Origin of the sequence: Streptomyces sp. SLBN-8D4, assembly GCF_049739545.1 — a bacterium.
GTDB lineage: Bacteria > Actinomycetota > Actinomycetes > Streptomycetales > Streptomycetaceae > Streptomyces > Streptomyces canus_C.
Genome location: NZ_JBMGQC010000001.1, coordinates 6,115,407 through 6,140,668 on the forward strand (window position 1 = coordinate 6,115,407; position 25,262 = coordinate 6,140,668).

The 25,262-nt window shown below is 70.4% G+C and carries 21 protein-coding genes; 7 read left to right on the plus strand and 14 right to left on the minus strand.

The window, feature by feature from the left end:
• Positions 1 to 10: 10 nt before the first annotated feature.
• The gene (locus RKD20_RS27850) at positions 11 to 268 is read right to left on the minus strand and encodes a hypothetical protein (RefSeq protein WP_424880091.1); all 258 of its coding nucleotides are present in this window, start codon (positions 266 to 268) and stop codon (positions 11 to 13) included.
• Between the two features lie 165 nt (positions 269 to 433).
• Here RKD20_RS27850 and RKD20_RS27855 point away from each other — a divergent pair, with 165 nt between their 5' ends.
• On the plus strand, positions 434 to 1,996 hold the full coding sequence (locus RKD20_RS27855) for a fibronectin type III domain-containing protein (protein WP_424880092.1): 1,563 nt from the start codon (positions 434 to 436) through the stop codon (positions 1,994 to 1,996).
• 11 nt (positions 1,997 to 2,007) lie between these two features.
• On the opposite strand, the gene RKD20_RS27860 is transcribed toward RKD20_RS27855, so the two are convergent.
• The 11 genes from RKD20_RS27860 to RKD20_RS27910 form a co-directional block, all read right to left on the minus strand.
• The gene (locus tag RKD20_RS27860) at positions 2,008 to 2,892 is read right to left on the minus strand and encodes a DUF4429 domain-containing protein (RefSeq protein WP_424883338.1); all 885 of its coding nucleotides are present in this window, start codon (positions 2,890 to 2,892) and stop codon (positions 2,008 to 2,010) included.
• Positions 2,893 to 2,956: 64 nt separating this feature from the next.
• Positions 2,957 to 4,729: an IucA/IucC family protein gene (locus tag RKD20_RS27865; protein WP_424880093.1), complete on the minus strand. Its 1,773-nt coding sequence runs from the start codon at positions 4,727 to 4,729 to the stop codon at positions 2,957 to 2,959.
• Positions 4,726 to 5,277 (minus strand): GNAT family N-acetyltransferase, encoded by a 552-nt coding sequence (locus tag RKD20_RS27870; RefSeq protein ID WP_424880094.1) that lies wholly within the window; start codon positions 5,275 to 5,277, stop codon positions 4,726 to 4,728. Before RKD20_RS27870 ends, RKD20_RS27865 begins: the two co-directional genes overlap by 4 nt.
• Complete coding sequence (locus tag RKD20_RS27875) at positions 5,274 to 6,551, minus strand: lysine N(6)-hydroxylase/L-ornithine N(5)-oxygenase family protein (protein WP_424880095.1); 1,278 nt, start codon at positions 6,549 to 6,551, stop codon at positions 5,274 to 5,276. Before RKD20_RS27875 ends, RKD20_RS27870 begins: the two co-directional genes overlap by 4 nt.
• Complete coding sequence (gene desA, locus RKD20_RS27880) at positions 6,535 to 7,977, minus strand: lysine decarboxylase DesA (protein WP_424880096.1); 1,443 nt, start codon at positions 7,975 to 7,977, stop codon at positions 6,535 to 6,537. Before desA ends, RKD20_RS27875 begins: the two co-directional genes overlap by 17 nt.
• Before the next feature lie 141 nt (positions 7,978 to 8,118).
• On the minus strand, positions 8,119 to 8,952 hold the full coding sequence (locus tag RKD20_RS27885; protein WP_424880097.1) for a siderophore-interacting protein: 834 nt from the start codon (positions 8,950 to 8,952) through the stop codon (positions 8,119 to 8,121).
• A 34-nt stretch (positions 8,953 to 8,986) separates the two neighbouring features.
• Positions 8,987 to 10,033, minus strand: a complete 1,047-nt coding sequence (locus tag RKD20_RS27890) for an ABC transporter substrate-binding protein (RefSeq protein ID WP_424880098.1) — start codon at positions 10,031 to 10,033, stop codon at positions 8,987 to 8,989.
• A gap of 128 nt (positions 10,034 to 10,161) precedes the next feature.
• Positions 10,162 to 11,322, minus strand: coding sequence for an acyl-CoA dehydrogenase family protein (locus RKD20_RS27895; RefSeq protein WP_424880099.1), 1,161 nt, complete (start codon positions 11,320 to 11,322; stop codon positions 10,162 to 10,164).
• Between the two features lie 7 nt (positions 11,323 to 11,329).
• On the minus strand, positions 11,330 to 12,250 hold the full coding sequence (locus RKD20_RS27900; RefSeq protein ID WP_424880100.1) for a hydroxymethylglutaryl-CoA lyase: 921 nt from the start codon (positions 12,248 to 12,250) through the stop codon (positions 11,330 to 11,332).
• The gene (locus tag RKD20_RS27905; protein WP_424880101.1) at positions 12,247 to 14,163 is read right to left on the minus strand and encodes a biotin carboxylase N-terminal domain-containing protein; all 1,917 of its coding nucleotides are present in this window, start codon (positions 14,161 to 14,163) and stop codon (positions 12,247 to 12,249) included. Before RKD20_RS27905 ends, RKD20_RS27900 begins: the two co-directional genes overlap by 4 nt.
• A 6-nt stretch (positions 14,164 to 14,169) precedes the next feature.
• Entirely contained in the window at positions 14,170 to 15,786 is a 1,617-nt protein-coding gene (locus RKD20_RS27910) for a carboxyl transferase domain-containing protein (RefSeq protein WP_424880102.1), read from the minus strand.
• 97 nt (positions 15,787 to 15,883) lie between these two features.
• On the opposite strand from RKD20_RS27910, the gene RKD20_RS27915 reads away from it, so the two are divergent.
• The 3 genes from RKD20_RS27915 (at position 15,884) to RKD20_RS27925 (ending at position 18,632) form a co-directional block, all read left to right on the plus strand.
• Positions 15,884 to 16,477, plus strand: coding sequence for a TetR/AcrR family transcriptional regulator (locus tag RKD20_RS27915; RefSeq protein ID WP_424880103.1), 594 nt, complete (start codon positions 15,884 to 15,886; stop codon positions 16,475 to 16,477).
• A gap of 96 nt (positions 16,478 to 16,573) precedes the next feature.
• Complete coding sequence (locus tag RKD20_RS27920) at positions 16,574 to 17,731, plus strand: acyl-CoA dehydrogenase family protein (RefSeq protein WP_359423986.1); 1,158 nt, start codon at positions 16,574 to 16,576, stop codon at positions 17,729 to 17,731.
• Positions 17,732 to 17,765: 34 nt separating this feature from the next.
• Positions 17,766 to 18,632 (plus strand): acyl-CoA thioesterase, encoded by an 867-nt coding sequence (locus RKD20_RS27925; RefSeq protein WP_424880104.1) that lies wholly within the window; start codon positions 17,766 to 17,768, stop codon positions 18,630 to 18,632.
• A 7-nt stretch (positions 18,633 to 18,639) separates the two neighbouring features.
• Here RKD20_RS27925 and RKD20_RS27930 read toward each other — a convergent pair whose 3' ends face one another.
• The gene (locus RKD20_RS27930) at positions 18,640 to 19,428 is read right to left on the minus strand and encodes a phosphatase (RefSeq protein ID WP_424880105.1); all 789 of its coding nucleotides are present in this window, start codon (positions 19,426 to 19,428) and stop codon (positions 18,640 to 18,642) included.
• A gap of 70 nt (positions 19,429 to 19,498) precedes the next feature.
• On the minus strand, positions 19,499 to 20,965 hold the full coding sequence (locus RKD20_RS27935) for a PucR family transcriptional regulator ligand-binding domain-containing protein (RefSeq protein ID WP_424880106.1): 1,467 nt from the start codon (positions 20,963 to 20,965) through the stop codon (positions 19,499 to 19,501).
• Between the two features lie 139 nt (positions 20,966 to 21,104).
• On the opposite strand from RKD20_RS27935, the gene RKD20_RS27940 reads away from it, so the two are divergent.
• The 3 genes from RKD20_RS27940 to RKD20_RS27950 are packed head-to-tail and all read left to right on the plus strand — an operon-like array spanning position 21,105 to position 25,244.
• Positions 21,105 to 22,553, plus strand: coding sequence for a sodium:solute symporter (locus RKD20_RS27940; protein ID WP_424880107.1), 1,449 nt, complete (start codon positions 21,105 to 21,107; stop codon positions 22,551 to 22,553).
• Positions 22,554 to 22,596: 43 nt separating this feature from the next.
• Positions 22,597 to 23,565, plus strand: a complete 969-nt coding sequence (gene speB / locus RKD20_RS27945) for an agmatinase (protein ID WP_007382209.1) — start codon at positions 22,597 to 22,599, stop codon at positions 23,563 to 23,565.
• Positions 23,562 to 25,244 (plus strand): thiamine pyrophosphate-binding protein, encoded by a 1,683-nt coding sequence (locus RKD20_RS27950; RefSeq protein WP_424880108.1) that lies wholly within the window; start codon positions 23,562 to 23,564, stop codon positions 25,242 to 25,244. The genes speB and RKD20_RS27950 overlap by 4 nt, the downstream gene beginning before the upstream one ends.
• The last annotated feature ends 18 nt before the right edge of the window (positions 25,245 to 25,262 follow it).

Here is a 25,262-nt window from a genome sequence, read left to right on the forward strand (position 1 = left end):
GATGTGTCCCCTAGCCGTAGACCATGCGGCGCAACTGCCTCAGCGTCAGCTCCGGCGGCGCCACCGCTCGATATTTCAGTTCCGCCTCGATCCGTCCGAAGATCTCCGTGTTCACCAGGCCCTGGGCCTGGAGTTCGCGGTGGCGGCGACGGACGTAGTCCTCGGTCGTCTCGTCGAAGAAGGCGAGCACGTCCTGGATCACCCGCAGTGCCTCGCCCCGGCTCAGGGGCGTGGACCGCGTCAGATGATCAACAAGTTCGTCGTGCACCCGGTAGATCCTGGGGTACCGGAAGCCGTTTCGCAAGAATCCTGCCCGATATCGGGCAAGAGACTGTTGATGCTCTTGTGAACGTCTGTTCGCAAGCTGTCCATCCTGCGTCTCACACCTCGTCGCTCATGGAGACGAGTTTCAGACGCCATGGACATTCCTCGCATGGGAGTACCCGAGCAGCTCGCCGAGCGCATGAGCATGGCCGAGCAGCACGAGTACCTGCGCACCAGATTCTCCCGTCGCAACGTCATCAGGGGCGGTGCCGTCACGCTGGGCGCCGTCGCAGGTGGCGCGTTCGTCCCGGGCGCCGTCGCCCAGGCCGCCACGCCCACCCAGACCTTCGCCTCCGCCGCGACCGTCGACGGCGCCCTCGTGGCCCCCTTCGGCCGCCACCTGGCCTACGGCAACGACCCCCGCACCGAGATGACCGTCTCCTGGCAGGTGCCGGTCGCGGTCAAGAAGCCCTTCATCCGGATCGGCGCCCGCCCCTGGGACCTCTCCCGCAAGATCGAGGCCGAGGTGCGCACCCTGTACACCCCGGCCGGCGTCGGCGCGAGCGGCGACCACACGCAGTACTACCTGCACGCCGAGCTGAGCCACCTGCGCCCCGGCCAGACCTACTACTACGGCGTCGGCCACCAGGGCTTCGACCCCGCCGAGCCGCACCTGACCGGCACCCTGGGCACATTCACCACCGCGCCCGCCCACAAGAAGCCGTTCACCTTCACGGCCTTCGGTGACCAGGGCGTCAGCTACCACGCGCTCGCCAACGACAGCCTGATCCTCGGCCAGAACCCGGTCTTCCACCTGCATGCCGGTGACATCGCCTACGGCGACCCGGCGGGCCAGGGCAAGTCCACCGACACCGGCTTCGACTCGCGCACCTGGGACCAGTTCCTCGCCCAGACCGAGTCGGTCGCCAAGTCCGTGCCGTGGATGGTGAGTTACGGCAACCACGACATGGAGGCCTGGTACTCGCCCAACGGCTACGGCGGCGAGGAGGCCCGCTTCACGCTCCCCGACAACGGGCCGGACAAGGCCCACCTGCCGGGCGTGTACTCCTTCGTCTACGGCAACACGGCGATCATCTCGCTCGACCCGAACGACGTCTCCTTCGAGATCCCGGCCAACCTCGGCATCTCCGGCGGCACCCAGACCACGTGGTTCGAGGGGCAGCTGAAGAAGTACCGGGCCGCGAAGGACATCGACTTCATCATCGTGTTCTTCCACCACTGCGCCTACTGCACCTCCACCGCACACGCCTCGGAGGGGGGCGTGCGCCAGGAGTGGGTGCCGCTGTTCGAGAAGTACACCGTCGACCTGGTCATCAACGGCCACAACCACCAGTACGAGCGCACCGACGTCATCAAGGGCGACAAGGTCTCCAAGAAGCTCCCGATCGGCGAGACCGCGTACCCCGAGACCGAGGGGGTCGTCTACGTCACGGCGGGCGCCGCGGGCCGCAGCCTGTACGCCTTCTCCGCCCCGGACTCCTACGAGGGCCACCTGAACGAGCGCGACTCCGTCGCCTCCTTCGTCAACACCAAGGACGGCAAGGTCAACGAGACCGTCGCCTGGTCCCGGGTGCGTTACCTCAACTACTCCTTCCTGCGCGTGGACGTGGTGCCCGCCTCCAAGGGCCACTACGCCAAGCTGAAGGTGTCGGGCATCGCCGAGACCGGTGACCGCATCGACCACTTCACGGTGGCGCGCAGGGCGAAGTAACCCGCCTCGGATCACATCCGCCTGAGGATCGCCTGCTTGGCCATCGTGAACTCCTCGTCCGTCAGGACACCCGTGCGGTGCAGCTCACCGAGCTCGCGCAGCCGGCGCAGGAGAGCATCGTGACCGTCCTCGGCGGAGGCGACCGGAGAAGAAGGCGTTTCCGGTCGTATGTCCAGTTTTCTCCGTACGTCGATGGCGGCGGCTCGGGCCGGGTGCGGAAGCCTGGCCTGGACCGCCGCCGCGACCAACGCCATCAGCGGGTCCTTCTTGAAGCCCCACAGCTCCACCGCGTTGGGGTCGTACTTCGGCGGGGCCTTGGTCGGGGCGTGCCGCACGGTGAAGCGCAGGTGGCCGTTCTCCAGGCCGACCGCGGGCTGCCACTCCACGGCGACGACGTCGGTCAGGGCGAGGGCGCGGGGCCCGGCCGAGGCCTTGGCGTCCTCCGTCTTCCAGTTCCACTCCAGACGGATGTGCTCCCCGTCGAAGGCGGCGGTGCCGTCACCGGCGGAGACGGACAGGGGCACGGCCGGGCCGGGGAGCAGGTACTCGGTGACCGGATCGGTGGGGACCTGGTCCAGAAGCAGGGCGCCCCGGACCTCGTCCACGAAGTACTCGGCGACGCCGTAGCGGTCCGACTCGACGGTCAGCTGGTAGGGGTCGTGCGGCTCGCTCAACCGGCCGCCCGTCGCGTGCAGCAGGGGGTCGGCGCCGTCGCGCAGCCGCAGCCTCAACCGGCCGCTCTTCTTGCCCTGTTCGAGCGAGATGCCCGCCAACGCGCCTAACGGGACGACGAGTTCACCGAGCATCCTGCGGAGCAGCCCGACGCTCTTGTCCCTTCCCGGTGTCAGCCGCAGAGCGTCGCCGTCGAAGACCCAGGTGCCGTCCTTCTGGAGGATTTCCGCCTTGGGGAAATTCTGGCATCCGGGGCTCGGTTGCCCAGCGAGGGCGTCGTCGACCGTCCTACAGGCCCGCGATGGGGTTTTTCAGCGTGCCGACCAGCTGGAGTGCGCCCGACGGGTCCGCGAGGTCCACCATCTGCCTGTTGTTGCGCAGCTGGAGGCGGTTGAGGCAGGAGAGGGCGAACTCGGGCGCGAACATGTCGTACTGCGCGAACTTGTCCGCCAGTTCCGGCACCGAGCGCTGGTATTCGCGGGTGACCTCGGCGACCGTGCGCCAGAAGTCCTCCTCCTCCAGGATGCCCTCGGCGGCGAGGTCCGCGGCGAGGAAGCGGAAGAAGCAGTCGAAGACGTCCGTGAAGATGGACAGCAGCTTCTTGTCGTCGGGGACCTCCACCCGCAGCCGCTCGACCGCGGGCGGCAGCACCGCCTCCGGGTCCATGACGGCGATCTCCTCGGCGATGTCCTTGTAGACCGCCCGCTCGACCACGCCGTCCCTCAGGACCAGGACGACGTTCTCGCCGTGCGGCATGAACACCAGGTCGTAGGCGTAGAAGCTGTGCAGCAGCGGGGTGTAGTAGGCCCGCAGGTAGCGGCGCAGCCAGTCGGTCGGGGCGAGCCCGGACCGCTCGATGAGGGCGCCCGCGAAGGAGCGGCCCTCGTGGTCGACGTGGACCAGGGACGCCATCGTGGCGAGCGACTCGCCGTCCTGGAGGGACGGGACCGGGCTCTCGCGCCACAGCGCGGCCAGCATCTTGCGGTACGGCGAGTAGCGGTCCGTGGCGGCCTCGTACTCCAGGTGCCGGTAGCCGACGGCGGCCCGCTCGCGGATGATCGTCAGACCCGTCGACTTCAGCACCGGGTCGCCCTCGATCAGCCCGGCGAGCCAGTCGTTGATGGCCGGCGTCGCCTCCATGTACGCGGCCGAAAGTCCGCGCATGAAGCCCATGTTGAGGACGGAGAGGGCCGTCTTCACATAGTGCTTCTCGGGGTGCGACCGGTTGAAGAAGGTCCGGATGGACTGCTGGGCCAGGTACTCGTCGTCGCCCTCGCCGAGGCAGACCAGCAGCTCGCGGGCGACCTCGGCGGCGAAGGTGACGGTGAGCTTGTTCCACCACTGCCAGGGGTGCACGGGGATCAGGAGGTAGTCGGCCGGGTCGAGGCCCCTGTCGCGCAGGACGCCGTGGAAGCGCTCGACGGTCTCCTCGCCCAGCTCATGGCGTACGAAGGACTCGTACTCGATGCCGACCCCGGCCGTGAAGGCCGCGCGGGAGCGGTGGGCGGCGAGCCAGACCAGGCGGACCGGGCTCGCGGTCTCGGGGGCGTACGACAGGTACTCATGGATGCCGAAGCCGAGCCGGCCGTTGTTGGCGACGAAGCAGGGGTGGCCCTCGGTCATGCCGGTCTCGATGTCCTGGAAGGAGCTTCGCGCGAGCTCGGCGACCGGGATCTGCGGCTTGGTGAGTTTGTAGCAGGTGCCCGACAGGGTGGAGGAGATCTCCTCCAGGTAGACCGGCAGGATCTCGTCGCTCAGGCCGAGGGTGTCCTTCAGCTCGACGAAGAAGTCCAGTGCTGCGAGGGGGAGTTCGGTGCCGTCGCGGTGCCGGGTGAGGGAGTCGGCGTCGACCTGCCAGTGGTCGAGGGAGCGGCGTACGGCCGTGAAGTCGTAGCGGGTCTTGCCGTCGTCGCTGCGGACGACGTACTGGTCCTTGTCCGTCTCCTCGGGCTCGATCAGCCGCTCGTGCGCGAACTCGGCGAGGCCCTTGCGGATCAGCAGGCGGTTGGCCGTCTCCCAGCGCTCGGGGGAGAGGTGGGCCACGGCGTCGGCGAGGCTCACGCGGTCACCCCCGTGGCAGCAGTGCTGTGTTGAATTTCAAAGAAGCGTTCTCGGGTGCAGAAGCTCAACAGGGCCATTTTCTCCGGCTTCTGGATCTCGCGCTCGGGGACGAACCCGACCGCCGCGTTCAGGGCGTGGACGGCCTTGTTGGCGACATCGGGTTCCACGACGACCCGCCGGACGGCCGGGTCCTCGAAGAGGTGGGCCATGACGGCGGTGATGACGGACCGGGTGAAGCCGTGGACGGGTGTGTCGGTGGCCGGGGTGAGGAAGTGCATGCCGATGTCACCGGGCCGCGGCTCGTACAGGCCGACCAGCTCGCGGTGGGCGGGGTTGTACTTCTCCATCAGGAAGGCGGGGACACCGTCCTCGTCGAGGCCGAGCAGCGCGTGGTGGTGCTCGTCGGCCTCGATGTCCAGGTAGGCCCGCTCGACGTCCTCGGGCTTCGCGTCCTGCATCATCCAGAACGCGGCCTTGGGATGCGTGACCCACCCGTGCAGCAGCTCGGCGTCCCTCAGGGGGGCGAGGGGGCGGAACGTGAAAGTCATACCGAAAACTCCTGGAACGCGATCGTCTTCTCGACCGGGTAGTACTCGGTGCCGAGCAGCTCTCGGATGATGCAGCTGTTGCGGTAGGCACCCATGCCCAGGTCGGGGCTGGTGATGCTGTGGGTGTGGACTCCGGCGTTCTGGAGGAAGACGCCTCTGCCCGTCACGTCGATCGCGTAGGTGCGGGAGACGTCGAAGTTGCCGTGGGAGTCGTACACCAGGCGGTCCCTGACCGGGGCGAGGAACTCCGGCTCGGCGTACTTGTAGCCGGTGGCGAGCACCAGGCCCTGCGATGCGATCTCGAAGTCCTTCTCCTGCTCCTCCTGGCGGAAGCCGAGCGTGTACGTGCCGTTCTCGTGACGGGCGCTGTGCAGCGAGGAGTTGGTGAGCAGCCGGGTGGGGACCGGGCCGGCGAGGTTCTTCTGGTAGAGCAGGTCGAAGATCTCGTTGATGAGGTCGCCGTCGATGCCCTTGAACAGGCCCTTCTGCTCGGCGGTGAGCCGGTAGCGGGTGGCCTCGGGGAGCTCGCGGTAGTAGTCGATGTACTCCGGGGAGGTCATCTCCAGCGTGAGCTTGGTGTATTCGAGGGGGAAGAAGCGCGGGGAGCGGGTGACCCAGTTCAGCCGGTAGCCGTGGACGTCGATCTCGCTGAGGAGGTCCTGGTAGATCTCCGCGGCGGACTGCCCGGAGCCGACGATCGTGATCGAGTCCTTCTTCTGGAGCTCCGCCTTGTTCTGCATGTAGCGGGAGTTGTGGAAGAAGTCGCCGCCCAGACCGCGCACGGCCTCCGGGTAGTGCGGGGAGGTGCCGGTGCCGAGGACCAGGTGGCGGGCGCGGAACTGGTCACCGGTGTCGGTCCGTACGACGTACACCTCGTCGTCGTACGTCACCTCGGTGACGGTCGTGCCGAAGCGGACGTTGCTCAGCTTGTTCGCGGCCCAGCGGCAGTAGTCGTCGTACTCCACCCGCAACGGGTAGAAGTTCTCGCGGATGTAGAACGAGTACAGCCGCCCTTTCTCCTTCAGGTAGTTGAGGAAGGAGTACGGCGAGGTCGGGTCGGCGAGGGTGACCAGGTCAGACATGAACGGGGTCTGGAGGTGGGCGCCGTCCAGGAACATGCCGGCGTGCCACTCGAAGTCGGGCTTGGACTCCAGGAGGATCCCGTCGAGTTCGTCGATGGGCTCGGTGAGGCAGGCGAGGCCGAGGTTGAACGGGCCGAGCCCGATCCCCACGAAGTCGTAGGTCTTGGTCGGGACTTCAGGACGCGCGGTCAAGGGACTCTCCCAGGTACTGCTCGGCGTGGCCGGCGATCAGGTCGAGGACGACGGACATGTCCTCGACCGTCGTCTCGGGGTTGAGCAGGGTGAACTTCAGGTAGTGGCGGCCGCCCACCTTGGTGCCCGCGACCACCGCGTCACCTGAGGCGAACAGGGCCTTGCGGGCGTACAGGTTGGCGCGGTCGATCTCGGCCGGGTCGGTGACGGCGGCCGGGATGTAACGGAAGACCAGGGTGGAGAGCGCGGGTTCGACCACGACGTCGAAGCGCGGGTCGGCGGCGAGCAGTTTCCAGCCCTCGGCGGCCAGATCGCAGACCTCGTCGAAGAGCTCGCCGATGCCGTCGGCGCCCATCACGCGCAGGGTCATCCACAGCTTGAGCGCGTCGAAGCGGCGGGTGGTCTGGAGGGACTTGTCCACCTGGTTGGGGATTCGTTCCTGCACCATCCGGCGCGGGTTCAGGTACTCGGCGTGGTAGGTGGCGTGTCGCAGCGTGGCCGCGTCGCGCACCAGCACGGCGGACGAACTCACCGGCTGGAAGAAGGACTTGTGGTAGTCGACGGTGACGGAGTCGGCGCGCTCGATGCCCTCGATGCGGTTCCGGTACTTCAGGGAGGCCAGCAGTCCGCAGCCGTAGGCCGCGTCGACGTGCATCCAGGCGCCGTACTGCTCGCACAGCTCGGCGATCTCGGGCAGCGGGTCGATGGAGCCGAAGTCGGTGGTGCCGGCGGTGGCGACGACGGCCATCGGGACGAGGCCCTCCCGCTCGCAGCGCTCCAGCTCGCGGGCGAGCGCGACGGTCTGCATCCGCTTGTCGGCGCCCACGGGGACGGAGACGACCGCGTCGGCGCCCAGGCCGAGGAGCTTGGCGGACTTCTTCACACTGAAGTGGCTGACCTCGGAGGCGAAGATCCGCAGGTCGGCCAGGTTGTCGGTCTTGGCCTCCTCGCGGGCCAGCAGCAGCGCCTGGAGGTTGGACTGGGTGCCGCCCGAGGTGAACACGCCGTCGGCGACCGGGCCCAGACCGATGCGCGCGGTCGTCCAGTCGATCAGTTTGCGCTCGATGAGGGTGCCGCCCGCCGACTGGTCCCAGGTGTCCAGGGAGGAGTTGACGGCGGAGAGGACGGCCTCGCCGAGCACGGCCGGGATGACGACCGGGCAGTTGAGGTGGGCGAGGTAGCGGGGGTGGTGGAAGTAGACCGCGTCCCGGAGGTAGACGTCCTCCAGTTCGTCGAGCACCGCCGTGGTGTCCAGCAGGGGCTTGTCGAGGTCGATCGCGTCGATGCGGGGGGAGAGGGCGTCGACGGTGACGCCGGTGAACGGCCTGCTGGTGGTGGCGAGTTTGGCCGCCACCCGCTCTATTCCTTCGGTCACGGAGCGGCGGTAGCTCTCCGCGGTCGTGTCGTTGAGCAGGTGCGAGCGCATGAGGGGGTCCTCCGGTGGGGACAATCCGTGCGGGACGGGGCAGGAGCGGGGCGAGGCCTCGGCTTCAACTTAGGTAAGCCTAACCTAATTAAGTTGCGGGGAAACCCGCCCCCACCGTGACCGGCGTCACGTCGGAAGGAATCACTCCGCCGCCCGCAACTGCTCCTCCGTCATCCCCTGCCGCCAGTACCCCACGAAGGTCACCCGGCGCCGGTCGATCCCCCGCTCCCGCACGAAGTGCCGCCGCAGCTCCTTCACGCACCCGGACTCCCCCGCGATCCAGACGTACGGCCGCTCGGCGGGCGGGAGTTGGGTGTCACGAAGGGCGCCGAGGGTCATGGGGGACCCCTCGGCGCCGGTCTCGTCGGCCACGAGCCAGGTGATCTCGGCGTCCGCCTCGGTCGCGAGGTCCTGGATGTCCCCGGCATCGTGCACCTCCAGCCAGACGCGGGCGCGTTGTCCGGCGGGCAGGGCTTCGAGGATCGCGGAGACCGCGGGCAGGGCGGTCCCGTCGCCCCAGAGCAGCACCAGGTCGGTGTCCTCCGGCGGCCGGAACCGGATGGCCCGGTTGTCGGCGACGGCGGGTCCGAGCAGTTGGACCCGGTCGCCGACGCAGGCGCGCGAGGCCCAGGCGGAGGCGGGCCCGGCAGGCTCGTGCAGCACGAAGTCGATGTCGATCTCGTCGGGATCGCGGCGCAGGTCCCGGAGGGTGTACGACCGCATCACGGCCCGCACCTCGTCCGGCTGCTCCCGCCAGGCCTGCCACCACCCGTCCCCGAGCTCGACGGGAACCCCGGGCTCGGTCCGCCCTGCGGCGGGGAGGAAGAGGGACAGGGACTGGTCGTGCCCGCCGGAGAAGAAGTACTGGAGATCCTCCCCGGTGAAGGTGACCCGGACCAGAGACGGTCCGAGCCGCCTCGTCCGTGCCACCTGAAGGGAGAAGAAACGGAACGGAGCGGCTACGGCCGTAGTCATACAGGTCTCCTGAGGCTCAGGAAGTTGTGATGGGTTAGCTGACCTTCTTCGCGGTCTCGATCGCCTTCGCGAGGTTCTCCACCATCGCCACGCACTTGTCGTACGACAGAATCGGCTCCGGCGACCGCGCGATGACCTGCCCCGCCTTCACCGCGGGCAGCTTCTTCCAGGTCGCCTCGGTGATGTCGGCCGGCTGGATCGTGGCCGTGCGGTCGTCCATCATGATGATGTCGGCCGCGTACTTGTCGACGTTCTCCCAGCTCAGCGACTCGTACCAGCCACCGGACGCCTTGAGTACGGACGCCGGGGGCTCCACGAAGTTCACGCCGAGCGCCTTGAAGTACTCCAGGTCGACGGAGAGGTTGGTGCCGGAGACGTAGAAGACGTCCTGGGCCGCGGACCCGGCGAGCACCTTGATGTCGGGGTGGGCTTTCGCGGCGGCACGCAACCGCTGCGACGCCGACTCGAACCGCTTCTTCGCGTCGGTGACCTTGGCCGCCGTCATGTCGGCGCCGAGGGACTCGGCCAGCTCCCACATCCGCTGCAGGGGCGTGGTGATCTGACGGTCGTAGACGGAGACCGCCACGCTCGGTGCCAGCTTGGCGATCTTGGACGCGGAGGCCGCGGGGACGTACCAGAGGGTGCCGGCGCTGTCGAAGGTCGTGGTGATGAGGACCTCGGGCGCGAAGGCCGCGTACTGCTCGACGTTGAACTGGTCCCACACGTTGCCGAAGACGGTCAGCTTGCTGACGTCCATGTCGCCGGCCTGGACGTCGGCCTTGCCGTCCTTGGTCTTGGTGGGGCCGAAGACGCCCTTGACCTCGATGCCGTAGTCATGGAGCGCGGCGGCGACACCGACGAAGGCGACGATCTTCGTGGGGACCTGGCCGAGCTTCACGGTCGTGCCACGGTCGTCCTTGAAGGTCCAGGCCCCGGACTTCGCGGCCGTGGTCCCCTTGCCAGAGCCCTCGCCGCTGGAGTCGTCGTCACCGCAGGCCGCGAGCACGGCCCCGAGGCCGAGTGCGCCGCCCGCGGCGAGGATGCCACGGCGGGTGAGATGGGCGGCTCGTGCGTTGGACATGTGTGGCTGCTTTCGAACGGGGCGGAGCGCCCGCCGGACAAGTTCGAAGGTAGGTTAGCCTAACCTCATCAAATGTCCAGAGGGCGGGGCGCCGCCCCGTCGCAGCGGGGTCCCCGGTGAGCTGCGCCTTAACCCGCCAGCCCCAACTCCCGTGCGATCAGCATCCGCTGCACCTCGCTCGTGCCCTCGCCGATCTCCAGGATCTTGGAGTCGCGCCACATCCGGGCGACCGGGTACTCGTTCATGAAGCCGTAGCCGCCGTGGATCTGGGTGGCGTCACGGGCGTTGTCCACGGCGACCGTGGAGGAGTACAGCTTGGCGAGGGCCGCCTCCTTCTTGAAGGGCTCGCCGGAGACCAGGCGTGAGGCCGCGTCCCGCCAGGCGAGGCGGGCCGTGTGGGCCTTCATCTCCATGTCGGCGATCTTGAACTGGATGGCCTGGTTGGCGCCGATGGGCCGCCCGAAGGCCTCCCGCTCCTTCGCGTACTTCACCGACTCGTCCACACAGCCCTGCGCGAGCCCGGTTCCGAGGGCCGCGATGGCGATCCGGCCCTCGTCGAGAATGCGCAGGAACTGGGCGTAGCCGCGGCCCTGTTCGCCCAGCAGGTTCGCGGCCGGGACCCGGACGTCGGAGAAGGACAGCTCACGGGTGTCCGAGGCGTTCCAGCCGACCTTCGAGTACGGTGCCGCGACCGTGAAGCCAGGGGTGCCGGAGGGAACGATGATCGCGGAGATCAGGGGCTTGCCGTCCGGCTTGCGCCCGGTGACCGCGGTGACGGTCACCAGTCCCGTGATGTCGGTGCCGGAGTTGGTGATGAAGCACTTGGTGCCGTTGATGACCCACTCGTCGGTGTCCGGGTCCAGCCGGGCCGTCGTACGGGTCGCCCCGGCGTCGCTGCCGCCGTCCGGTTCCGTGAGGCCGAAGGCGCCCAGGATCTCGCCCGAGCACAGCCGGGGCAGCCACTCGCGTTTCTGCTCCTCGGTGCCGAACAGATGGATCGGCATGGCGCCCAGGGAGACGCCGGCCTCCAGGGTGATCGCCACCGAGGAGTCCACGCGCGCGAGTTCCTCCAGCACGAGGCCGAGCGCCAGGTAGTCGCCGCCCATCCCGCCGTACTCCTCGGGGAACGGCAGTCCGAACAGGCCCATGCGGCCCATCTCGCGGACGATCTCGTAGGGGAACTCGTGGTGTTCGTAGTACTCGCCGATCTTGGGCGCTACGACGTCATGGGCGAACTCCTCGACGGTACGGCGGAGTTCTTCCAGCTCGGGGGAGAGGCGGTGGTCCATCGGGGGTTCACTCCTGGTGGGAGAGGGCGCGGACGGTGCGGGACGGGCTGGGTCGGCCCAGGTGTTCGGCCATCCAGGCGCTGGTGGCGACGAGACGGCCGAGGTCGACACCGGTGTCGATGCCAAGGCCCTGAAGCATCCACACGAGGTCTTCGGTGGCGAGGTTGCCGGTGGCGGACTTGGCGTACGGGCAGCCGCCGAGGCCGCCCGCGGAGGCGTCCACGGTGGTGACGCCGTGCTGGAGGGCGGCGTGGGTGTTGGCGAGGGCCTGGCCGTAGGTGTCGTGGAAGTGCACGCCCACCTTCTCGACGGGGACGTCGAGTTCGGTGAGCAGCGCCCGTACGTGGCCCGGGGTCGCCACCCCGATGGTGTCGCCGAGGCTGAGCTCGTCGCAGCCCATGTCGAGCAGGGCGCGGCAGACCTTGACGACCTGGGGGATCGGGACCGGGCCTTCCCACGGGTCGCCGAAGCACATGGAGAGGTAGCCGCGGACGTGCACGCCCGCGGCCTTGGCCCGCGCGACGACCGGGTCGAACATCGCCAGGGCCTCGTCGACCGTGCGGTTGAGGTTGGCCTTGGCGAAGGACTCGGTGGCGCTCGCGAACACGGCGACGCGGCGGGCTCCGAGGGCCAGCGCGCGGTCCAGGCCCCGTTCGTTCGGGACGAGGACCGGAAGGTCCACGGGCAGGTCGGCGATCCGCGGGAACAGCTGCTCGGCGTCCGCGAGTTGGGGCACCCACTTCGGGTGGACGAAGCTCGTCGCCTCGATCGTGGTGAGCCCCGCGTCGGCCAGGCGGCGCACGAACTCCGCCTTGACCTCGGTGGGCACGGTCGACTTCTCGTTCTGCAGGCCGTCGCGGGCGCCGACCTCGTGGATGCGGACGCGGGCGGGGAGGCCGGGTTCGGGGACGGTCATGGGCAGGGTCACTGCGCCACCTCCTCGTGGGGTGCGATCACGGCCAGCACCTGGTCCATGGCGACCGTCGTGCCCGGCGTGACGTCCAGCTCGGCGACCGTGCCGGCGTGCGGGGCGGAGATGACGTGTTCCATCTTCATCGCCTCGACGACGAGCAGACTCTGCCCGGCGGCCACCTCGTCCCCGACCGCCACCTTCACCACGGTCACCGTGCCGGGCATGGGGGCGGTGAGGGAGTCGGCGCCGGCGTGCCCGCCCCGGGTGAGGGACGCGGCCACCGGGTCGTGATCGCGGACCTGCCAGGCGTCGCCGTCACGGCCCACCCAGTCACCGGCCCGGTGGAAGGAGTGGCGCACGCCGTCGAGGGTGACGGAGACCTGGTCCTCGGTGACGGTGTGGGTGCCGCGCGGGACGTACTCCACGGGCTCCTGCACCCGGAGGTGGAACCCGAGGTGCTTCCCGAGGCCCCCCATCCGCCAGCCGCTCGGCACCGAGAACGGATCGGTCCAGCCGTCCGCACGCGGACGCAGCGCCTCCAGCCGTACGGCGGCGGCCGCCTCGAACACCTCGTCCGGTACGTCCGTGGAGACCAGGTCGGCCACCACGCGCTCGACCAGCCCGGTGTCCAACTCGCCCGCGACCACCGCCGGATGGGCAAGGAGCCGGCGCAGGAACCCGGCGTTGGTCTGCACGCCCAGCGTCACCGTCTCCGCGAGGGCCGCCCGGAGCTTTCTGAGCGCGGTCTCCCGGTCGGGGCCGTACGCGATGACCTTGGACAGCATCGGGTCGTAGAGGCTGCCGACCTCGGTGCCCTCGCTGAGGCCGGAGTCGGTGCGGACGCCGTCGCCCTGGGGTTCGTTGAGCCGCAGGACCGTGCCGCCGGAGGGCAGGAACCCGCGCGCGGGATCCTCCGCACAGACGCGGGCCTCGATCGCGTGCCCGGTCAGCCGGACCCCCTCCTGCCCGTACGGCAGCCGCTCGCCCGCCGCGACCCGCAGCTGCCACTCCACCAGGTCCAGGCCGGTGACGAGTTCGGTGACCGGGTGCTCCACCTGGAGGCGGGTGTTCATCTCCATGAAGTAGTACGAGGACGGATCGTCGCCGGGCACGATGAACTCCACCGTGCCCGCGCCCCGGTAGCCGCAGGAGCGGGCCGCCTCGACCGCGGCCTCGCCCATCGACGCGCGCGTGTCCTCGTCGAGGAGGACGCTGGGCGCCTCCTCGATGATCTTCTGGTGCCGGCGCTGGAGGGAGCACTCGCGCTCGCCGAGGTGGATCACGTTGCCGTGGCCGTCGGCCAGCACCTGGATCTCGATGTGCCGGGGCCGGTCCACCCACCGCTCCACGAGCAGGGTGTCGTCGCCGAAGGAGGTGCGGGCCTCGCGGCGGGCGGCGGCGATCTCCTCCTCCAGGAGGGTGAGGTCCCGGACCAGCCGCATGCCCTTGCCGCCGCCGCCCGCGCTGGGCTTCAGCAGCACCGGGGCACCCAACGCGCGCGCGGCCTCGACGAGTTCGGGGTCCCGGCCGCCGGGCACGACGGGGACGCCGGCCGCCTCGACGGTCTCCTTGGCGCGGATCTTGTCGCCCATGAGGGCGATCGCGTCGGCGGGCGGCCCGATGAAGACCAGCCCGGCGTCGGCGCACGCGCGCGCAAAGGCCGCGTTCTCCGCGAGGAAGCCGTAGCCGGGGTGAACGGCCTGGGCGCCGCTGCGGGCGGCCGCCTCCAGGAGCCGCTCGGCGGACAGATAGCTCTCCGACGCCGGCGCCGGTCCGAGCCGTACGGCGGTGTCGGCCTCCCGGACGTGCCGCGCGTCGGCGTCCGCGTCGGAGAAGACGGCGACGGAGCGCACGCCCAGGGCGCGCAGGGTGCGGATGACGCGGACCGCGATCTCGCCCCGGTTGGCGACAAGCACTGTGTCAAACATGGGTCCTCACATCCGGAAGACGCCGAACTGGGGGTCGCCCAGCGGCGCGTTGGCGCATGCGGTCAGGGCCAGGCCGAGCACCTGACGGGTGTCGAGCGGGTCGATGACCCCGTCGTCCCAGAGGCGGGCGGTCGCGTAGTAGGCGTTGCCCTGGCGCTCGTACTGGGCGCGGATCGGGTCCTTGAAGGCGTCCTCGTCCGCCGCGGACCAGCTTTCGCCCCGCTGCTCCAGCTGGTCCCGCTTGACGGTCGCGAGGACGGACGCGGCCTGCTCGCCGCCCATGACGGAGATCTTGGCGTTGGGCCACATCCACAGGAAGCGGGGGGAGTAGGCCCGGCCGCACATCGAGTAGTTCCCGGCGCCGTACGAACCGCCGACGACCACCGTCAGCTTGGGCACGCGCGTGCAGGCGACCGCGGTCACCATCTTGGCGCCGTGCTTGGCGATGCCGCCGGCCTCGTAGTCCTTGCCGACCATGAAGCCGGAGATGTTCTGCAGGAACAGCAGCGGGATGCCGCGCTGGTCGCACAGCTCGATGAAGTGGGCGCCCTTCTGGGCCGACTCGGAGAACAGGATGCCGTTGTTGGCGACGATCCCGACCGGGTGGCCGTGGATCCGGGCGAAGCCGGTGACCAGGGTCTGCCCGAACTCGGCCTTGAACTCGGCGAAGCGGGAGCCGTCCGTGAGACGCGCGATGATCTCGCGGACGTCGTAGGGGGTGCGGGAGTCCACCGGCACCGCGCCGTAGAGGCCGTAGGGGTCCACCTTGGGCTCCACCGCGGGCTCGACGGACCACGGCAGCGGCCCGCGCGCGGGAAGGGTCGCGGCGATGTTCCGCACGATCCTGAGCGCGTGGGCGTCGTCCTCGGCGAGGTGGTCGGTGACGCCGGAGACCCGGGAGTGCACCTCGCCGCCGCCGAGTTCCTCCGCGGTGACGACCTCCCCGGTGGCGGCCTTCACCAGCGGGGGCCCGCCGAGGAAGATCGTGCCCTGGTTGCGGACGATGACGGCCTCGTCGCTCATGGCGGGGACGTACGCGCCCCCGGCCGTGCACGAGCCGAGGACGGCGGCGATCTGCGGGATCCCGGCCCCCGACATCCGGGCCTGGTTGTAGAAGATGCGCCCGAAGTGCTCGCGGTCCGGGAAGACCTCGTCCTGCATGGGCAGGAAGGCGCCGCCCGAATCCACGAGGTAGATGCAGGGCAGACGGTTGTCGAGGGCGACCTCCTGCGCGCGCAGGTGCTTCTTCACCGTCATCGGGTAGTAGGTGCCGCCCTTGACGGTGGCGTCATTGGCGACGACCACGCACTCGCGCCCGCTGACCCGCCCGATCCCGGCGATGACCCCGGCGGCCGGGGCCTGTCCTTCGTACATCCCGTCGGCCGCGAGGGGAGCCAGCTCCAGGAAGGGCGAACCGGGGTCGAGGAGCGTGTCGACCCGGTCCCGGGGCAACAGCTTCCCGCGCGCGGTGTGCCGCTCGCGCGCCCGCTCCCCGCCGCCCAGCCTGGCTGCGGCGAGCTTGTCCCGCAGCTCGTCCACGAGGGCCCGGTGGGCCTCCTCGTTGGCCTTCCAGGCCTCCGACGCGGGGTCCGCCCCGCTCGTCAGCTCGGGTGCCTGATCCATGTCCAGCGGTCCCCTCACCCAGTGCTCGCCTGTTAATGAGCGTTAACCATTTCCTTCAGGTTAACGACCGCTAACCTCCCTGTCTAGAATTGCTTCCATGGCCACCAGAACCGACGCCCCCACCCGCCGCGAGCAGATCCTCAGGGAAGCCGCGCTGCTGTTCGCCGAGCGTGGGTTCCACGGCGTGGGCGTGGACGAGATAGGCGCGGCGGTCGGGATCAGCGGGCCCGGGCTCTACCGGCACTTCGCGGGCAAGGACGCGATGCTGGCGGAGCTGCTGGTGGGCATCAGCGGCCGGCTCCTGACCGGCGGCAAGCGCAGGGTCGCCGAGTCGGACGGCGGCGACCCCGAGGCGCTGCTGGACTCGCTGATCGAGGGCCACATCGACTTCGCGCTCGACGACCGCCCCCTGATCACCCTGCACGACCGTGAGCTGGACCGCCTCCGGGACAGCGACCGCAAGCTGGTGCGGCAGCTCCAGCGGCAGTACGTCGAGCTGTGGGTGGAGATCCTGCGCGAGGTCTACCCCTCCCTCGCGGAACCCGCCGCCCGCTCGGCCGTGCACTCCGTCTTCGGGCTCCTGAACTCCACCCCGCACCTGGGCCGCCCCGGCTCGCTCCCGGGCCGCGGCGCCACCGCGGAGCTGCTGCACCGCATGGCCCGGGGGGCGTTCGCGGCCGCGGCGGCGTGACGAGCGTTACGGGATCACCTCTGGACGGGTCTCCTTACCGGCCGGTACCTTGATGCTCTGAGCAAGCGCTTAGACATGTACCTGGAGGTGGCGGCGGTGCGCCGTACTGTGTTCAACGAGGACCACGAGGCGTTCCGGGAGACCCTGCGCGCCTTCATCGAGGCCGAGGTCGTCCCCGTCTACGACGAGTGGTTCCAGGCCGGCCAGGCGCCGCGCGACTTCTACTACAAGCTCGCCGAGCTCGGCATCTTCGGCATCCGCGTGGACGAGGAGTACGGCGGCGCCGGCATCGACTCGTACAAGTTCGAGGCCGTGATGTACGAGGAGACCTCGCGCGCGGGTGTCCAGTTCGGCGGCTCCGGTGTGCACGTCCTGCTCGGACTGCCGTACCTCAAGATGCTCGCGACCGACGAGCAGAAGAAGCGCTTCCTGCCGAAGTTCGTCTCCGCCGAGGAGATGTGGGCCCTCGCGATGACCGAGCCGGGCACCGGCTCCGACCTCGCGGGCATGAAGACCACCGCCAAGCTCTCCGAGGACGGCACGCACTACGTCCTCAACGGCGCCAAGACCTTCATCACCGGTGGCGTCCACGCCGACCGCGTGATCGTGGCCGCCCGCACCTCCCCGTCCTCCGCCGAGGACCGCCGCTTCGGCATCTCCCTGTTCGCCGTGGACACCAAGTCCGAGGGCTACTCCGTCGGCCGCAAGCTCGACAAGCTGGGCCTGAAGACCTCCGACACCGCCGAGCTCGCGTTCGTCGACGTCAAGGTCCCCGTCGAGGACCTCCTCGGCGAGGAGAACAAGGGCTTCTACTACCTCGGCCACAACCTCGCCTCCGAGCGCTGGGGCATCGCCTTCGGCGCCTACGCGCAGGCCAAGGCCGCCGTCCGGTTCGCCAAGCAGTACGTCCAGGAGCGCACCGTCTTCGGCAAGCCGGTCGCCTCCTTCCAGAACACCAAGTTCGAACTGGCCGCCTGCCAGGCCGAGGTAGACGCGGCCGAGGCCGTCGTGGACCGCGCCCTGGAGGCCCTCGACGCGGGCGAGCTGACCCCCGCCGAGGCCGCCAGCGCCAAGCTGTTCGCCACCGAGGTCGCCCACCGCGTCATCGACCGCTGCCTCCAGCTGCACGGCGGCTACGGCTTCATGAACGAGTACCCGATCGCCCGCCTGTACGCGGACAACCGCGTCAACCGCATCTACGGCGGCACCAACGAGATCATGAAGTCGATCATCGCGAAGGACATGGGCCTGTAAGCGGCGCGGAATCACCGGCCGGTACAACAGCTCCATGAGCCAGGCACTCCAGGACCTCCTCGATCTGCTCGACCTCGAGCAGATCGAGGAGGACATCTTCCGCGGCCACTCCCGCGCCGCCGTCGTCCCCCGCGTCTTCGGCGGGCAGGTCGCGGCGCAGGCGCTGGTCGCCGCCGGGCGCACGGTCCCCGAGGACCGGCTCGCCCATTCCCTGCACGCGTACTTCCTGCGCCCCGGGGACCCGGGCGCGCCGATCGTCTACACCGTCGACCGCATGAACGACGGCCGGTCCTTCACCGCGCGCCGCGTGCTCGCGATCCAGCACGGCCAGCCGATCTTCGCCCTCTCCGCCTCCTTCCAGCGGCACGAGGACGGCTTCGACCACCAGGCCGCCATGCCGGCCGCCCCCGACCCGGCCACGCTGCCCACCTCCGCGGACCGGCTGCGCGGCTACGACCACCTGGACCCGGCGGTCGTGGAGCGGTTCCTGGAGGCCCGCGAGGCGATCGACCTGCGGTACGTCGACGAGCCGCCGTACGGAAGGTTCGGCGAGCCGCGCGAGCCGCACTCCCAGGTCTGGTTCCGCACCAACGGCAAGCTCGCGGACGACCCGCTGCTGCACGTCGTCCTCGCCACGTACGTCTCCGACATGACGCTCCTCGACTCGGTCCTGCTCGCGCACGGGCGCGGCGGCTGGGCCGTCGGTGACGTCGTCGGGGCCTCGCTGGACCACGCGATGTGGTTCCACCGCCCCTTCCGCGCCGACGAATGGCTCCTGTACGACCAGGAGTCCCCGTCGGCCTCGGGCGGCCGGGGCCTGGGCCAGGCCCGCATCTACACCCAGGACGGCCGGCTGGCCATCTCGGTGATCCAGGAGGGCGTGGTCCGGGCGCCCAGGTGACCCCCGCCTACGCCAGACCGGCCTCGCTCAGCAGGTACGCCGTCATCGGGTCGTAGTAGCGCGGGCTCACCACATGGTCGTCGAGGGGCACGGTCACCTGGACCGTCCCCTCGGCCTCCGCCAGGAACAGCGCCGGGTCGTTGGAGTCGGCGTAGCCCATCGCGTCCACCCCGTGCTGACCGGCGTACCCCGCCCAGCCGTGGTCGGCGACGACCAGGTCCGGCAGCGGGCGGCCCTCGCGCTCCAGGGCCGTGAGGATGGCCTTCATCGGATCGCCGGAGTGGGTGTGCCACAGCGTCGCGCCGTGCTCCAGGACCGCCACGTCCGCGAACTGCATGACGTACCCCTCGTCCGTCTGGAGCCCGTCCGGGATGACGGCGATCTCGCAGCCGGCGCTGCGCAGCGCGGCGGCGGTGGAGTGGTGGACGTCGAGGAGCCCACCGGGGTGCCCGGTCGCGAAGAGCACCCGCTGCTGACCGTCGGCCGCCTTGCGCAGCCGGGCCGCCATCCGCTCCAGACCGGCGACGGTCAGCTCCGGGTCGATGGTGTCCTGCCCGTACCGGTACTCCGGGTCGTCATTGACCCCCACCCGCTCCGCCATCACCGCGAGCACGTCCTGCTCGTCGGTCCAGCGGTCCCCGAGCTCCAGCCCGAACCAGTAGTGGCGGTTGCCGTTCGCCAGCTGGCGGTAGTGGGAGAGGTTGTTCTCCCGCGGGGTGGCCACCTCGCCCGCGATACGGGTCTTCACAAGGTGGTCGACGAGCTCGGCGCGGCTGGGTGTCCCGGGTATCGGCATGTCTCCCATTCTGAGGCACGTCTTCACGAGACCGCCGCGCATCCCGCACGCTGGGACGCGGGTCACGCGATCATGGTCGCCGCAGCGCGAACCACAGCTCCATCCGTACGTCCGGGTCGTCCAGATCCAGGTCCAGCAGCGCCGCGCACTTCGCGATCCGCTGCCGCACGGTGTTGCGGTGCACGTCCAGGGCAACCGCCGTACGGTCCCAACTGCCGTGCAGGGAAAGCCAGGTGCGGAGGGTGTCGGTGAGGGCGGGGGCGTTCTCGAAACGGGCCAGCAGCGCGCGGGCATGCGCCTCGGCGTCGGCCTCCGGCACCAGGTCGGCGAGCGCGGGCCGGGCCCCGTACCGGACGAGTTCGGCGCGGACGGCTCGGGCGCGGGCCAGCGCACGCCCCGCCTGGGCGTCGGCGACGGCCCACTCCGCCGGTCCGGCGACAGCGCTGACCCCGAGCGTCCACCCCGGCTGCGGGCCCGGTTCCGGCTCGGCGGGCAGCAGCACCCGTACGACATCCCGCGCCACGTCGATGAGCGGCGACCCGAGCGCCGCGGCGAGGGCGGAGGCGGCGACCGGGTCGGGGGCGGTGGGCGTGTCGGGCCGGGCGTGCACGACGACCCACCGTCCGCCACCGAGAAGCGGCGCCACGTCCTCGGCCGACGCCCCCAGCAGCATCCGAACCAGAGCGGACGACCGCGCGGCCTCCGACCCGCTCTGATGCTCACCGGTGAGCAACGACAGCAGTACGGCGGCGACGGAGGCGATGGTGTGATCGCCGGCGTCGCGGTGGGGCGTGGCGACCCCGAGCACGAAGCCGCGCCCGGCACCGAGGGAGTAGGCGGAGAGATGGACGCCCGCCGTCGCATGGCTGGCGGAGGTCGGCGTTCCCGGACCGGAGGGGCGTACCACCTCCGCGAGTCCGGTCAACGCCTCCCGGTCGGCCGGCCCCACGGCTCGCCCCGCCGCCGCGATCTGCGCCCCGTCCGGCCCGAACAGCACCGCCCGTCCCCCCAGCCGCTGCGCCAGCTGACGCAGTACGGACGGCACCGGGTCCGGGCGGGACGCGGCCGCGGCCAGGCTCTGCTGGGCCTCGGTCACGCGGCGCAGTTCCGCGTGGCGGGCCTGGGCCATCAGCTGCCACACCGCGCGGGCCACCCCGGAGAAGGTGGTCCTGGGCGGCACCTCCAGGAGGGGCAGCTCCCACGCCTCGCAGGCGGCGACCAGGGCGCGGGGCACCGTGTCGTGGACCGGGGCCAGGCCGAAGCCGAGGGCCGCGCCGCCCGCCGCCACCACCCGGGAGACGTAGTCGTCGAAGTAGGTGCCCGAACCCGCCGCCTCCGGAATGTGCACCCCCGCCGTCAGCAGCAGCTCACCGCCCAGCAGATACGGGTACGGGTCCGCCATCTCCGAGGTGTGCGCCCAGTGGATCACCGTGGACGGGTCCGAGGGCCCCGCGATCTGCCGCAGCCCGAGATCCTCGCGGGCCAGCAGTGCGGCCAGCGGGACCGGCGGGGTGGGTGGGACAGCCGGGTCCGGCATGGTGGACGTTCCCTCCATCCAGTACCGCGTGAATGGATGAAACGTACACTTCGCAGTCGCTTTCCGGCCACCTAGTGTCGACGCAGACCGGCAGGCCGCAGGCCCGCAAGGTGCAGACCGGCAGAAGGAGGGCCCCGACATGGCCGTCGACTACACGGTGATCGTCGTCTATCTGGTCGGCATGCTCGCCATGGGGTGGTGGGGCATGCGCCGCGCCAGGTCCAAGAGCGAGTTCCTGGTGGCCGGGCGCCGCCTCGGACCCGCCATGTACTCCGGGACCATGGCCGCGATCGTTCTCGGCGGCGCCTCCACCATCGGCGGCGTCGGCCTCGGCTACCGGTACGGCCTCTCCGGCGCCTGGATGGTCTTCACGATCGGCCTCGGCCTGCTGGCTCTGTCCGTCTTCTTCTCCGCCCGCATCGCCCGCCTCAAGGTCTACACCGTCTCCGAGATGCTGGACCTGCGCTACGGCGGCCGGGCCGGGGTCATCTCGGGCGTGGTCATGTGGGCGTACACCCTGATGCTCGGGGTCACCTCGACCATCGCCTACGCCACGATCTTCGACGTCCTCCTCGACATGAACCGGACCCTCGCGATCGTCCTCGGCGGCTCGATCGTCGTCGCCTACTCCACCCTCGGCGGCATGTGGTCCATCACCCTCACCGACATGGTGCAGTTCGTGGTGAAGACCATCGGAGTGCTGCTCCTGCTCCTGCCCATCGCCGTGGTCAAGGCGGGCGGCTTCGGCGAGATGAAGGCCAAGCTCCCCACCTCCTACTTCGACCCGCTGGGCATCGGCGGCGAGACGATCTTCACCTACGTCCTGATCTACACCTTCGGCATGCTCATCGGTCAGGACATCTGGCAGCGCGTCTTCACCGCCCGCAACGACACCACCGCCCGGTGGGGCGGCACGGTCGCCGGCACCTACTGCCTCGCCTACGCCCTCGCCGGCGCCGTCATCGGCACGGCCGCCAAGGTCCTCTACCCGAACCTCGCCAACGCGGACGACGCCTTCGCGACCATCGTGAAGGACGAACTCCCGGTCGGCGTGAGGGGCTTGGTGCTGGCCGCCGCGCTCGCCGCCGTGATGTCGACGTCCTCCGGCGCCCTGATCGCCTGCGCGACCGTCGCCAACAACGACATCTGGTCCCGGCTGCGGGGGAGGACCTCGTCGGGGGACCACGACGAAGTGCGGGGCAACCGCGCCTTCATCCTCGTCATGGGCGTGGCCGTGATCGGTACGGCGATCGCGCTCAACAACGTCGTCGAGGCCCTCACCGTCGCCTACAACCTCCTCGTCGGCGGTCTCCTCGTCCCGATCCTCGGCGGCCTGCTCTGGAAGCGCGGCACCGCCCAGGGCGCGCTGGCCTCCGTGATCGTCGGCGGCCTCGCCGTCATCGGCCTGATGGCCGGCTACGGCATCCTCGCCAACGAGCCCGTGTACTACGGCCTCCTGGCCTCCCTGGTCGTCTACGTCGCCGTATCCCTGGCGACCCCGGCGACCGACACCGCCGTACTCGAGGCGTGGCGCGACCGCCTCGCCGGGCGCGGCGAGGTTCTCGAACCGGTCCCGGCACCCCGGTAGACCGGACGGCAGCGAACAGAAGACAGAAGGAAGGCACACGACCATGAGCTCCCCCGAGACCCCCCGCGGCCCCGTCGACTCCTCCCGCATCCCGCGCTACGCCGGGCCCGCGACCTTCGCCCGGCTGCCGCGCCTCGACGAGGTCGGGCGGGCCGATGTCGCCGTGGTCGGCGTGCCCTTCGACTCGGGTGTCTCGTACCGGCCCGGCGCCCGCTTCGGCGGCAACGCGATCCGTGAGGCGTCCCGGCTGCTCAGGCCCTACAACCCGGCGCAGGACGCGTCCCCCTTCGCGCTGGCGCAGGTCGCGGACGGCGGAGACATCGCCGTGAACCCGTTCAACATCAACGAGGCCGTCGAGACGATCGAGGCGGCCGCGGACGACCTCCTCGGCACCGGTGCCCGCCTGATGACCCTGGGCGGCGACCACACCATCGCCCTCCCGCTGCTCAGGTCCGTCGCGAAGAAGCACGGCCCGGTCGCCCTGCTGCACTTCGACGCCCACCTCGACACCTGGGACACCTACTTCGGCGCCGAGTACACGCACGGGACGCCGTTCCGGCGGGCGGTGGAGGAGGGCATCCTCGACACCTCCGCCCTCTCCCACGTGGGCACCCGCGGGCCGCTGTACGGCAAGCAGGACCTGGACGACGACGAGAAGCTGGGCTTCGGCATCGTCACCTCGGCGGATGTCATGCGGCGCGGTGTGGACGAGGTCGCCGACCAGCTCCGCCAGCGCATCGGGGACCGTCCGCTCTACATCTCCATCGACATCGACTGCCTGGACCCGGCGCACGCGCCCGGCACGGGCACGCCCGAGGCGGGCGGCATGACCTCCCGCGAGCTGCTGGAGATCCTGCGGGGTCTGGCATCGTGCAACCTGGTGTCGGCGGACGTCGTCGAGGTGGCCCCCGCGTACGACCACGCGGAGATCACGTCGGTGGCGGCCTCCCACACCGCCTACGAACTGACCACGATCATGTCCCGCCAGATTGCAGAGGCCCGCGCGCAGTGACTCACGACCACGACCTGGTGCTCCGTCCGACGGAGGCGCAGATTTCCGCTGCTCTCAACCCTCCTCCCGGCCGCAACGGCGGAGACCTGGTCGTGGAGACGCTGGCCGCGCTCGGCGCGACGACCGTCTTCGGCCTGCCCGGCCAGCACGCGCTCGGCATGTTCGACGCGCTACGGCGCTCCGACCTCCGCTACATCGGCCTGCGGGTGGAGAACAACGCGGGCTTCGCGGCGGACGCCTACGGCAGGATCACGGGGGAGGCGGCCCCGCTGCTGCTGTCGACGGGACCGGGGGCGCTGACGTCCCTGGCGGCCCTCCAGGAGGCGGCCGCCGCATCCGCCCCCGTGCTGGCGATCAGCAGCCAGATCCCGACCGCCGGTCTCGGCGGTGGCCGGCACGGCTACCTCCACGAACTCCCGGACCAGTCGGCCTCGTTCAGGGGTGTGGTGAAGTCGGCCCACACCGTCCGCACCCAGTCCCAGATCCCCTCCGCGATCGAGGCGGCCTGGAAGTCGGCCCTGACCGCCCCGCACGGCCCGGTGTGGGTGGAGATCCCGCAGGACGTGCTGCTCGCCGAGACGTCGATCCCGGTGGTGACGGGCGGCGACGCCTTCCCCGAGGAGCTGCCGCCGCGCCCCGAACTCACGGCGGTGGCAGCCGACTTGCTGTCCCGCGCCGAACGCCCCGCGATCATCGCGGGCGGGGGAGTCGTACGCTCTGACGCCTCGGGCAAGCTGCGACCGCTGGCGGAGACGCTCCAGGCGCCGGTGGTCACGACCCCCGGTGGCAAGGGCGCCTTCCCCTGGACGCACCCCCTGTCCCTCCAGTCCTGGATCGAGGACCGCCACACCACGGACTTCCTGGAGGACGCGGACGTACTCCTGGTGGTGGGCTCGGGGCTGGGGGAGCTGTCGTCGAACTACCACACGTTCAAGCCGCGGGGCCGGGTGATCCAGATCGAGGCGGACCTCGGCAAGCTGGAGTCCAACCACCCCGCGCTCGGCATCCACGCGGACGCGCGACTGGCGTTGCAGGCGCTGCTGGAGACGGTGTCACCGAGGGAGGACGAGGAGGCGCCGGAGCGGGTGCGGGAGGTGCTGACCCGCGTCGCGGACCGCATCGCCGCCCAGGAACTCACCCTGGAACAGGAGCTGCTGGCGTCGGTGCGCCGGGCGCTCCCCGCCTCCTCCCCGTCCTTCTGGGACATGACGATCCTGGCGTACTGGGCCTGGTCGGCGTTCGACGCCAAGGGCCCCAACCTGCTCCACTCCGCCCAGGGCGCCGGCGGTCTGGGCTACGGCTTCCCGGCGGCGCTGGGAGCGGCGGTGGCCGACCCCTCGCGACCGGTGCTGGCGGTGTCGGGTGACGGAGGGGCGTTGTACTCGATCGCCGAGTTGGCCACGGCCCGCCAGTACGACCTGAACGTCACCTGGCTGATCGTCGACGACGGCGGCTACGGCATCCTGCGCGAGTACATGACGGACGCCTTCGGCCAGGCCACGGCGACCGAGCTGACCCGCCCGGACTATGTGGCGCTGGCCGAGTCGTTCGGCGTCCCCGGGGTCCGTACGACCCCGGAGACCCTCGCGGACGACCTGTCGAAGGCCCTCGGCACACCGGGGCCCTCGGTGGTGGTCCTCCCGGCGGTGCTGCGGATGTTCGCACCCACGCACCTGTAGGACGGCACTTGCAGGACG

What these genes read in the sequence shown, in the direction of transcription:
- RKD20_RS27885 (WP_424880097.1), bottom strand. Translation starts at nt 8,952, where the DNA reads ATGACTACGGCCGTAGCCGCTCCGTTCCGTTTCTTCTCCCTTCAGGTG.
- RKD20_RS27910 (WP_424880102.1), bottom strand. Translation starts at nt 15,786, where the DNA reads ATGGATCAGGCACCCGAGCTGACGAGCGGGGCGGACCCCGCGTCGGAG.
- RKD20_RS27940 (WP_424880107.1), top strand. Translation starts at nt 21,105, where the DNA reads ATGGCCGTCGACTACACGGTGATCGTCGTCTATCTGGTCGGCATGCTC.
- RKD20_RS27935 (WP_424880106.1), bottom strand. Translation starts at nt 20,965, where the DNA reads ATGCCGGACCCGGCTGTCCCACCCACCCCGCCGGTCCCGCTGGCCGCA.
- RKD20_RS27905 (WP_424880101.1), bottom strand. Translation starts at nt 14,163, where the DNA reads ATGTTTGACACAGTGCTTGTCGCCAACCGGGGCGAGATCGCGGTCCGC.
- RKD20_RS27930 (WP_424880105.1), bottom strand. Translation starts at nt 19,428, where the DNA reads ATGCCGATACCCGGGACACCCAGCCGCGCCGAGCTCGTCGACCACCTT.
- RKD20_RS27895 (WP_424880099.1), bottom strand. Translation starts at nt 11,322, where the DNA reads ATGGACCACCGCCTCTCCCCCGAGCTGGAAGAACTCCGCCGTACCGTC.
- RKD20_RS27870 (WP_424880094.1), bottom strand. Translation starts at nt 5,277, where the DNA reads ATGACTTTCACGTTCCGCCCCCTCGCCCCCCTGAGGGACGCCGAGCTG.
- RKD20_RS27915 (WP_424880103.1), top strand. Translation starts at nt 15,884, where the DNA reads ATGGCCACCAGAACCGACGCCCCCACCCGCCGCGAGCAGATCCTCAGG.
- RKD20_RS27890 (WP_424880098.1), bottom strand. Translation starts at nt 10,033, where the DNA reads ATGTCCAACGCACGAGCCGCCCATCTCACCCGCCGTGGCATCCTCGCC.
- RKD20_RS27855 (WP_424880092.1), top strand. Translation starts at nt 434, where the DNA reads ATGGGAGTACCCGAGCAGCTCGCCGAGCGCATGAGCATGGCCGAGCAG.
- desA (WP_424880096.1), bottom strand. Translation starts at nt 7,977, where the DNA reads ATGCGCTCGCACCTGCTCAACGACACGACCGCGGAGAGCTACCGCCGC.
- RKD20_RS27925 (WP_424880104.1), top strand. Translation starts at nt 17,766, where the DNA reads ATGAGCCAGGCACTCCAGGACCTCCTCGATCTGCTCGACCTCGAGCAG.
- speB (WP_007382209.1), top strand. Translation starts at nt 22,597, where the DNA reads ATGAGCTCCCCCGAGACCCCCCGCGGCCCCGTCGACTCCTCCCGCATC.